Origin of the sequence: Synechococcus sp. Cruz CV12-2-Slac-r, from assembly GCF_024346075.1 — a bacterium.
In the GTDB taxonomy this organism is placed as follows: Bacteria; Cyanobacteriota; Cyanobacteriia; order PCC-6307; family Cyanobiaceae; genus Synechococcus_D.
Window position 1 is genome coordinate 1 of sequence record NZ_JAGQEK010000156.1, and the last position, 3,656, is coordinate 3,656.

Sequence of the window (3,656 nt, forward strand, 5' to 3'; positions counted from 1 at the left end):
AAGGAAAGAAATTAATCGATCGATATCGTTTCATTTCCTTCAAAAGGTGGAGATTCAATAACCACTCTACCTAATTTGCGGTAGAGCTCATCACGCCATATAAATAAAGGATCGAATACAGCTTGATCTGCTATTCCCATCACCCCACGGGAAGCCAGTTGAATTCCGGCAACCACAGGGAAGCGCAAAAGATATAACTGTGCAGCAACTGCGACATCAGCAAGGCTGGGTTGATCGCCTACCAGGTAGGGCTGAGCGGCCAAAATCAGCATTAAATGCTCAAGGCTGGCAATTAAACCCTGGCGTTCTGGATGTAGAAACAAACCAACACCACTCATCCAGGCAGCTGGCACTGCACCCACCAAGCTTTTAAAAGAATCAGGCGTTTTTTCCGGCAGCAGCGCAGCTCTTAGCGATGCATCCTCCACAGCTCCCTGCACAAGGGCTAATCGGGCGGCAGCGGCTAAAGAGGTGTCTGCCCAATCTTCCAGCAGCAGCACCTGAGCCCTTTGCACTGGATCTGCTGGCAATAAAGGAATGGAGGGATGGCTTAATTCAAGTTGAAGGGAAATAGCAGTGGAATCAGCAATCCATTCACTACCGTTTTGCAGCACAGGCACCTGCCTTTGGCCGCTCATGCGAAATAATTCCCATTGCCCGATACCAGGCAACACCTCCACCACTGTGTATTTAATAGCTTTTGCAGCGAGCACCAGGCGCACCTTCTCGCAAAAAGAGGAATGACGGAACTGATAAAGCTGCATCGACGCTCAAAAGTGTGTGTAGCCATCATGCTCGAGCCGATGGATTAACGGAGCCCCGCATATGGGGCAGAATAACGTGGATAGCTTGAAACTCTGATGCAGCATTTCTGGACGCGTTTAATAAATGGCTCCGCCCTGCTGCTGCTGCTTGGAGCCCCCTCCCTCAACATTTCGGCTCATGCACTTGCTGCAAAACCAGTTGCCAGCAGCCCTAGCGTTAAAATAAAGGGTCAAAACCCACTAACTAACAATGCAGCAATAGCCGCAGCTGATGCAATTTTTAGTGCAATACAGCAGCGAGATGCAAACAAACGCTTCAGTCAATTTTCAGACGAACTAAAACAAACCAGTAGCCCTTCAATGGTGCAAGGCACCCTGCAAAGCTGGCCCGAACTTATTAGCTGGAAGATAACAAAAGTGAATTCTGGTTTACGCAGCACCAGCGTGAGCGCAGAACTTACAACAGCAACAGGAAAGCAGGAAGTAACACTTGTGCTTAATGCCAAGGGATTACTGCAAGCGCAGCTCTTGAACGCTGCCGGGCAACCATCCACCAAAGTTGCAGAAGGATTTGTAAAAGCAATTAGCCAGGGCCAATTCATCACGGCCCGCAGCTTTTTAAGCCTTGATTTTCAAAATGAATTACCACCTGGTGCCTTGCAAAAAAGATGGCAAGAACTGCAACGGGTAACCGGAAATTTCCAACAAATTCGCAAAGTAACAGAAGCAGATCACACCTCTGATAGCAAATTAGTATTAGTAGAAACAGATTTTAATCGTTTAAGCGATAGCCTTTTTATCATCTTAAATAACAAAAATCAAATAATAGGCGTCGATTTTCCTACAGACGTTCAACCAAAAACATTACGTTGATCCTAAGAATCAATAAGCAACAGCTTAATTAAGGCGCAAAAATAAAGCCTTAGAGATAACGGCAGTAAAGCTGGATCCAAGGCTCGCTATGCCCGAATCAGCAAAAATAAGCTCTCGGCACGTTTTAAGCTTACGAATGGGCTAAAAAAACGATAAAATACCAGTTATAAGCGATTTTGGTACGCCAATTTTCGCAAGCTCTCTCCGTAACCAATCTGACTTCCACATCCCCAAGGCAAACCTCAATTTCAGCTCGCAAGCGAGATTTCGCGTTGCGCCCTTACTTATTGCGCAGTAATTTTAGGGCCTGGCTGCAAATATTTTCAACAATTTTGCCGATTGCAGCGCTCTGGTATCTCCTACCCAGCCTTGCTGCCATATCTACTTTGTTGATAGTTCCAATTTTAGTTTTATTAGTATTATTTTCATCACGTTGTTTTTCATTGATGCATGATTGCGGGCATCTTTCTTTGTTTCGCACTCAATATCTAAATCACATAATCGGCTTTATGCTTGGTGTGATCAACGCAATACCTCAACATCCTTGGTCTCGCGGCCATGCATACCATCACCGCCACAATGGAAACTGGGATTTATATCGTGGCCCGTCGGCATTAATAACAAGCGAAGAGTACGATAATTACAATAATTTCCAAAAATTCTCATACCGGCTACTGCGCCACCCCTTGATGTTGCTTCCCGGGGGCTTCTTTTACTTAATTATAAAACCTAGGCTTGCTCTTGTTTTAGGTTCATTTGATTTTTTAATTGATTCGATTCGCCATATTGGAAAGAACGGTTTCTCAAAATGGAATTTATTAATTTCCAACCATCGCAGCCGTAATTGGTATACCGCTTCAGAGTTTTGGCATATTCTTGGAAATAACATATGCGTTGTAGGGCTATGGCTGGCGATGGGTAGCTGGCTTGGGCTCGGTTTGTTTTGGGGCAGTTACAGCATCGTTATGACGTTCTCGGCGGCGATAATGATCACTGTCTTTTTTGTGCAGCATAATTTTGAAGGTTCCTATGCTCACACAACTGAGGGCTGGGATTCCTTTGAGGGTGATATAAACGGCAGCAGCTTTTTAAAGCTTAATCCTATATTCAATTGGTTTTCTGCAGATATCGGATATCACAACGTTCATCATCTTTGCGAAGGCATTCCGAACTACAACCTGCGCGCATGCCACGAAGCGAATGCTGAACTACTCAAAAATGTGAAAGTTCTAAGGCTTTCTAACATCCCAGAATGTTTTAAACTAATCTTGTGGAATCGTGATTTGAAAGCATTGGTAGCTATTCCCTAGCAACCCACAGCCAAAACCTGCAACCAGCAACCAGCTGGGGCCAATTTCTCAACGATCATCGGTGTACTTTGGCCTTTAACCATATCTAATGCAAATATTTCAGCTTCCTGGCGTGATTCAAAACAAGCTCCCTTAATTTCATTTGGAACAGTTTCCTCAATCGCCAGCATTGGCCGTACCCGGTAAAAAGTTTTGCGTTGGCTTGTTTGCATCCCTTTAATCTGCGCACTGCCAAGCGCATTTGGGCTAAACAGCAGATAGTTTCCTGAATTAGGCAGTTCTCCAGCAGCGAAAGGGGTTAGGAGTGTGAGGTTACCTAGGTTAAGAAAATGTCTAAAGCACAATTGCAGGCTTTTATTGGCAAAGTAAACGCCGATCCAGCTTTAAAAATACGCCTAGATGGCAGTAGCAACGCCCAGGCGGTGGTAGCTCTCGCCCTGGAAACAGGCCATAGCTTTTCTGAGGCCACCTGGACAAGGCACATCAGGGGCTAGGACAAACATACAACGCTAAAAAGGTGGGGAATTGCTCTTCTAGCGGCTTATCCCCTGTATTTGCAGGGATTTGTGGTTACTTTTACCCCACCAATTCGGCGTTGTATATTTAATTGTAATTGAATAGTCCGAATGCTTGAGCTGCTTACAGCGATCAGCAATTCCGCAAGCCTCATAACCCTGTCGATTCTGCTTGGCTCGATTTTCCTTTTTGT

At 45.0% G+C, this 3,656-nt stretch carries 5 protein-coding genes; 3 read left to right on the plus strand and 2 right to left on the minus strand.

The genetic code is table 11. The features are described 5' to 3' along the window. Window positions 1–11: 11 nt before the first annotated feature. Window positions 12–764 (minus strand): glutathione S-transferase family protein, encoded by a 753-nt coding sequence (locus KB557_RS09725; protein ID WP_255133688.1) that lies wholly within the window; start codon window positions 762–764, stop codon window positions 12–14. 96 nt (window positions 765–860) lie between these two features. Between KB557_RS09725 and KB557_RS09730 the strand changes: the two genes are divergently transcribed. Both KB557_RS09730 and KB557_RS09735 read left to right on the plus strand, forming a co-directional pair. Continuing rightward, a complete protein-coding gene (locus KB557_RS09730) occupies window positions 861–1,637 on the plus strand; it encodes a DUF3887 domain-containing protein (RefSeq protein ID WP_255133690.1) in 777 nt (258 codons plus the stop codon). Between the two features lie 287 nt (window positions 1,638–1,924). Then, window positions 1,925–2,947 carry a fatty acid desaturase gene (locus KB557_RS09735; RefSeq protein ID WP_255133692.1) on the plus strand — a complete coding sequence of 341 codons (1,023 nt, stop codon included), beginning with the start codon at window positions 1,925–1,927 and terminating at the stop codon, window positions 2,945–2,947. On the opposite strand, the gene KB557_RS09740 is transcribed toward KB557_RS09735, so the two are convergent. After that, window positions 2,944–3,159, minus strand: a complete 216-nt coding sequence (locus KB557_RS09740; RefSeq protein ID WP_255133694.1) for a hypothetical protein — start codon at window positions 3,157–3,159, stop codon at window positions 2,944–2,946. The genes KB557_RS09735 and KB557_RS09740 overlap by 4 nt on opposite strands. Window positions 3,160–3,276: 117 nt before the next feature. On the opposite strand from KB557_RS09740, the gene KB557_RS09745 reads away from it, so the two are divergent. Beyond that, window positions 3,277–3,441 carry a Nif11-like leader peptide family natural product precursor gene (locus KB557_RS09745; protein WP_255133696.1) on the plus strand — a complete coding sequence of 55 codons (165 nt, stop codon included), beginning with the start codon at window positions 3,277–3,279 and terminating at the stop codon, window positions 3,439–3,441. Window positions 3,442–3,656: the final 215 nt, after the last annotated feature.

Coding starts and splice junctions, on each gene's coding strand:
- KB557_RS09725 (WP_255133688.1), bottom strand. CDS start 764: ATGCAGCTTTATCAGTTCCGTCATTCCTCTTTTTGCGAGAAGGTGCGC.
- KB557_RS09730 (WP_255133690.1), top strand. CDS start 861: ATGCAGCATTTCTGGACGCGTTTAATAAATGGCTCCGCCCTGCTGCTG.
- KB557_RS09740 (WP_255133694.1), bottom strand. CDS start 3,159: ATGCAAACAAGCCAACGCAAAACTTTTTACCGGGTACGGCCAATGCTG.
- KB557_RS09745 (WP_255133696.1), top strand. CDS start 3,277: ATGTCTAAAGCACAATTGCAGGCTTTTATTGGCAAAGTAAACGCCGAT.